Origin of the sequence: Actinoplanes sp. NPDC051633 (genome assembly GCF_040681735.1) — a bacterium.
Classification (GTDB): Bacteria; Actinomycetota; Actinomycetes; order Mycobacteriales; family Micromonosporaceae; genus Actinoplanes.
The window spans coordinates 1-5,323 of sequence record NZ_JBFAZH010000529.1 but is presented as its reverse complement, the minus strand read 5'-3'; the positions used below and the strand labels follow the sequence as shown (position 1 = coordinate 5,323).

Annotated in this window: 7 protein-coding genes; 2 read left to right on the top strand and 5 right to left on the bottom strand. The window is 68.4% G+C overall.

Annotated features, from left to right (window positions below; translation table 11 throughout):
* Nucleotides 1-284: FKBP-type peptidyl-prolyl cis-trans isomerase (locus AB0M20_RS25795; protein WP_364302367.1), on the top strand; the 284-nt coding region annotated here is incomplete at its 5' end.
* Nucleotides 285-416: 132 nt separating this feature from the next.
* Here the strand turns inward: AB0M20_RS25795 and AB0M20_RS25790 are convergent.
* The 5 genes from AB0M20_RS25790 to AB0M20_RS25770 form a co-directional block, all read right to left on the bottom strand.
* Entirely contained in the window at nucleotides 417-1,310 is an 894-nt protein-coding gene (locus AB0M20_RS25790) for a hypothetical protein (protein WP_364302365.1), read from the bottom strand.
* 80 nt (nucleotides 1,311-1,390) lie between these two features.
* A complete protein-coding gene (locus AB0M20_RS25785) occupies nucleotides 1,391-2,266 on the bottom strand; it encodes a carbohydrate ABC transporter permease (RefSeq protein ID WP_364302363.1) in 876 nt (291 codons plus the stop codon).
* The gene (locus tag AB0M20_RS25780; RefSeq protein WP_364302361.1) at nucleotides 2,263-3,216 is read right to left on the bottom strand and encodes a sugar ABC transporter permease; all 954 of its coding nucleotides are present in this window, start codon (nucleotides 3,214-3,216) and stop codon (nucleotides 2,263-2,265) included. Before AB0M20_RS25780 ends, AB0M20_RS25785 begins: the two co-directional genes overlap by 4 nt.
* A gap of 2 nt (nucleotides 3,217-3,218) precedes the next feature.
* Nucleotides 3,219-4,589 (bottom strand): sugar ABC transporter substrate-binding protein, encoded by a 1,371-nt coding sequence (locus tag AB0M20_RS25775; protein WP_364302359.1) that lies wholly within the window; start codon nucleotides 4,587-4,589, stop codon nucleotides 3,219-3,221.
* A gap of 153 nt (nucleotides 4,590-4,742) precedes the next feature.
* Complete coding sequence (locus tag AB0M20_RS25770; protein ID WP_364302357.1) at nucleotides 4,743-4,949, bottom strand: RNA-binding S4 domain-containing protein; 207 nt, start codon at nucleotides 4,947-4,949, stop codon at nucleotides 4,743-4,745.
* 68 nt (nucleotides 4,950-5,017) lie between these two features.
* On the opposite strand from AB0M20_RS25770, the gene AB0M20_RS25765 reads away from it, so the two are divergent.
* A partial coding sequence (locus tag AB0M20_RS25765) for a DUF1775 domain-containing protein (protein WP_364302355.1) occupies nucleotides 5,018-5,323 on the top strand: 306 nt, incomplete at its 3' end.

Sequence of the window (5,323 nt, the reverse complement as noted above, 5' to 3'; positions counted from 1 at the left end):
AGGCCAAGCCGGGCCAGTACGTCAGCGTGCACTACGTGGGTGTCGCGCACTCGTCCGGCAAGGAGTTCGACGCGTCGTACAACCGGGGCGAGCCGTTCCAGTTCCCGCTCGGCGGAGGTCAGGTCATCACCGGCTGGGACCAGGGTGTGGTGGGCATGAAGGTCGGCGGGCGCCGCCGGCTGACCATCCCGCCCCACCTCGGCTACGGCGACCGCGGCGCGGCCGGCGTGATCAAGCCGGGCGAGACCCTCATCTTCGTGGTGGACCTGCTGGGCGTGCAGTAGAGCGTGCGGTGACCGGACGGCAGGCCGGACGGGCCGGGGCGGGCTCAGCCTGCCCCGGCCCGCCCGTCTCCCCCTGCGATCGGTCGTCTCGAGGGTGCCACTCGCCCGCGTCGAACGGGTCGCCGATGGGGGTCATCGGGCCTTCTTCAGGTCGGCGCAGCCGGTCTCCTCCGGCAGCAGCGGGCGGAAGGTCACGCGGTACTTCTCCGTGCCGGAGGTCCAGGGCGTGTTCTGGTTGGCCTTGGCGGCCGCGTCCAGCAGCGTCGTCGCCTCGTCACCCGAAGCGGTGACGCAGCCGAGCTTCACATTGGGGTTCAGCGGCTCTCCGGGCAGCGCCGGGCCGGGCCAGGCGACCGCCGGCGGCTGCGCGGGCAGGCCGTCGTTGGGCGCCGACCACGGCTGAGCCAGGGCGGCGACCCGCTCGGCCCGGTACGGCTTCGCTTCCGGGGTGTTGCCGAGCTCCCGGAGCTGCTCGGCGAAGGTCGCCAGCTTGGCCCGCGCGTCGCGCTGCGCCTGGGTGAGCGACGGGTCGTCGGGGGCGGCCTCGTTGAGGGCCACCACGGTCACGCTCTGGGTCTGCCCGTCGACGACGACGTCGATCCGGGTGCTCGGCGCGTCGGCCACATTGGGCTGCCCGAAGTCGGTGCCCTGGCGCACCCCGGCCGCCACGGCCTGTTTCGCCAGCTCGGCGACCTTGCCGGGACCGGCCTCGACGACCTGAAGGTTGGGCAGGGCGGGGCCGGGATAGATGGCGATCTGCGGGCCCTCGGCGATGATCCGGCCGTCGGCGTACGCGCTGATCACGGGCACCCGGCCCGGGATCGTCTCGGCCGGGACGAAACCGCCCTCGCGGATCATCCGGAGCACGATGCCGTCGCCCTGTTGCGCTGGACTCGGTGCGGGCGACTCCCCCGGCTCCGGCGACGACCCGGACGACGCGGCGCCCGCACCACCATCGGTGCGGGCACACGCGGAGATCAACATCAGGGCGGCGGTGGCTGCCCACAGGCTGCGGCGAACGGTCATGCTGGTTCGACGATCACCATGCCGGGCAGGTTCCGGGCGCGGCGGAGCTTTTTGCGCGTACCCCCCTTTTTCCGTACCCCCTATTTGACCGAACCGAGCGACAGGCCCTGCACCAGCTTGTCCTGGGCGGCGAAGCCGGCCACCAGCACCGGCAGCGACACCACGAAGGCCGCCGCGCACAGCTGCGCCAGGAACAGGCCCTGGCTGGTGACGAAGCTGGTCAGGAACACCGGCGCGGTCTCCGCCACGGTCGCCGTCAGCACCCGGGCGAAGAGCAGCTCGTTCCAGGAGAAGATGAAGCAGATCAGCGCGGTGGCCGCGATGCCCGGCATGACCACCGGGGCGATCACCGAGCGCATCGTCTTGGTCAGGTTGGCGCCGTCCATCTGCGCCGCCTCGAGCATCTCCACCGGCACCTCGGAGAGGAACGAGCGCATCATCCACACCGCGATCGGCAGGTTCATCGAGGTGTAGAAGACGATCAGCAGCCAGATGTTGTCCAGCAGGCCGGTGTACTGGGCGAACAGGTACAGCGGCAGCAGCCCGGCGACGACCGGCAGCATCTTGGTCGACAGGAAGAAGAACAGCGTGTCGGTCCACTTCTTGATGGGCTTGATGGACAGCGCGTACGCGGCCGGGATGGCCAGCAGGAGCACCAGGGCGGTGGACTCGACGCTGGCGGTCAGCGAGTTCAGCAGCGGCGGCCACGGGCTGGCGCCGCCGGTGAAGAACTCCTTGTAGCCCTCGAGGGTGAGCGGGACGAACACGGCCGGCGGGTTGGTCGCGGCGTCGGCCTCGCTGTGGAACGAGGTCAGCACCATCCAGACCACCGGCAGCACGAACAGGATGCCCACGACCCAGGCGAGCAGGCTCAGCCACGCTCCCGCGCGGTCCTTCTTCTTGGGTACGGGCTCCGCGGCGTGCGCCGGGCGCTTCGACGAAGTGGTCACGCTCATCGGCCGGGATCCTCTCGGAACAGCGACGACACCGTGCGCAGCGCGAACGTCGCGATGATGATGGTGCCGATCACGACGATCACCGCGGCCGCCGAGGCCCGGCCGTAGTCGTGCGCGTTGTAGAAGATCGTGTAGATCGTGTACGGCAGGTTCGCGGTGCCCAGGCCGCCGGAGGTGATCGTGAAGACCGCGTCGAAGTTCTGCACGATGTAGATCGACCCGAGCAGCGCGCCCAGTTCCAGGTACTGCCGCAGGTGCGGCAGCGTCATGCTGCGGAAGATCTGCCAGCTGTTCGCGCCGTCGATGCGGGCCGCCTCGATGACGTCGAGGGGGCGGCCCTGCAGACCGGCCAGCAGGATCAGCATCATGAACGGCGTCCACTGCCAGACCAGTGCGAAGATGACCGACCAGAGCGGCATGTTGCTGATCCAGTCCGGCTGCGGCGGGTCGGCGCCGAAGATCCCCCAGATCCAGGTGAGCGCGCCGTTGAACAGGCCGTACTCCGGGTTGTAGAGGGCGTGCTTCCAGAGCAGCGCCGCGGCCACCGGCACCACCAGGAACGGCGCGATCATCATGGTCCGGACCGCGCCGCGGCCGCGGAACTTCCGGTCCAGCAGGATCGCGATGCCCAGGCCGAGCACCAGGCTGATCAGCACGACGCCGGCGGTGAGCAGAATCGTGGTCCATACCGCGTCCCGCATGTTCACGTCGCTGAACACGCGCACGAAGTTGTCGAAGCCGGCGAACCCGCGCTCCTCCGGGTAGTAGGCGTTCCAGTCCATGAACGAGAAGATCAGCGTGGCGACGAACGGCAGCTGGGTCACGATGATCATGAAGATGAGCGCCGGCAGCAGGGGTGCGCGCCGGGCCCAGGCGGAGGTGCGGCGCATCACGCCGGGCGGCGGCGCACCGGCGGTGGAGGCCTCGGTCTTCTCGGCCACAGATGTCATGGCTAGCCCTCCTCGCGCGACTTGTAGCGTTCCGCGACGTCCTCGGCGAGCCGTTGACCGCGGTCCAGGGCCTCGTCGACGCTCATCTGCCCCGCGATGGCCGACGACACGTACTGCGAGACCTGGGTCCCGAGGTCGGTGAACTCGGGGATGTCGATGAACTGGATGCCGATCGCGGGCCGCGGCTGAACGCCGGCGTTACGCGGGTCGGCGGTGGAGATGGCGGCCTCGGTGGGATCGGCGAACGACGACGCGACCTCGAGATAGTCCTGGTTCTCGTACGTCGAGGCGCGCTTGCCGGCCGGCACGCTGGACCAGCCGACCTGCTCGCCGACCAGTTCCTCGTACTCCTTGCTGGACGCCCAGGAGATGAACTTCCAGGCGTTGTCCTTCTTCTTGCTGGCCTGCTGAATGCTCCACGACCAGGCGTAGAGCCAGCCGGAGCTCTTGGTCTGCATCACCGGGGCGGCGACGTAGCCCATCTTCCCCTTCACCGGGGAGTCGTCGGCCTCCAGCGATCCGGCCGCGCTGGTGGCGTCGTACCACATCGCGGCGTTGCCCTGGACCATGTTGTTCAGGCACTCGGTGAAGCCGGCCTGCGGTGCGCCCACCTCGCCGTGCTCGCGCACCAGGTTCACGTAGAACTCGGTGGCGGCCTTGAACTCCGGCGCGTTGACCTTCGGCGTCCAGTCCTTCTCGAACCAGGTGCCGCCGAACGTGTTGACCACCGTGGTCAGCGGCGCGAACACCTGACCCCAGCCGGGCTGGCCGCGCAGGCAGATCCCGGCCATGCCGGGCTGTTTGCCGTCGACCTGGGCGGCGATCTCGGCGACCTGTGTCCACGTCGGATTGGCGGGCATCTGGACGCCCTGGGCGTCCAGCACGTCCTTGCGGTACATCAGGAACGAGGACTCGCCGTAGAACGGCTCGCCGTAGAGCTTGCCGTCGTCGGCGGTCAGCGACGTGGTCATCGGCTGCAGGATGTCGGCCTGGTTGAACGCCGAGTCCGCCTTGACGTAGTCGTCGAGCGGGGCGATCCACTTCGACTTGGCGTAGATCGGGATCTCGAAGTTGGACAGCGACGCGACGTCGTACTGGCCGGCCTGGCTGGAGAACTCCTGGCTGATCTTGTCCCGCACGTCGTTTTCGGGCAGCACGGTGTAGTTCACCTGAATGCCCGTCTCGCGAGTGAAATGATCGGCCGTCAACCGCTGCAGATCGATCATCTGCGGGTTGTTCACCATCAGCACGTCGATGCTGTTCGGGTTGTCCGATCCACCCGCGCTGCCGCCCCAGCCGGCGCAACCGGAGGAGACCAACAGGACGGTGGCGGTGGCAGCGGCGAGGACCGCACGGACACGGGCACGAGACATGAAGCCTCCCCATCGAGGCGGACTCTGTCGTCACCGGCAGTGTGACGCCGGTGACACACCGGTCATCAGTACATGCCTGTGATCCACAGGTGTCAACCGTTCGGAGGAGCCATGCGTCAACGATCGTCGAAATAGTGCATGGAAGTGCATCGATCAAGCGACGCGGGCGGTGCGGCCCATCACCTCGACGACGTCGCCCCTGCGCAGCTGCCGGCCGCGCCGGAGGTCGACCTCGCCGTTCACCCGGACATCGCCGGACGTAATCAGCACCTTGCCCTCGCCGCCGGTGTCCACCAGATCGGCGATCTTCAGGAACTGTCCGAGTCTGATCATGTCCCCGTCGATCCGTACGTCACGCATGCCGGCCATCCTCAAAAGAATCTCGAGTCACGTTGAACCATCCGGACCCAGGATCCGAACTACCGGTCGTGAGCCGAAACCTCATCTCCCGCCGAGCGGGTGTGCTTGCCGCCACCACGGTGGCCGGCGTCCTGGTCATGGCCTGCCCCGCCGTGGCCGACGTCAAGGTCGAACCGACCAGCGCGCCCCAGGGTAGCGGGCAAAACGTCTACTTCACCGTCACCAACACCGGCACGAGCGCGATCACCCAGCTCCGGCTCGTCATGCCGAAGGACAAACCCGTCGCCGAGGTCTTCCCCCTGTCGGTGGACGACTGGGCGCCGCGGATCGAGCACATGACGCTGGCCACCCCGCTGACCAGCGCGCACAACGGC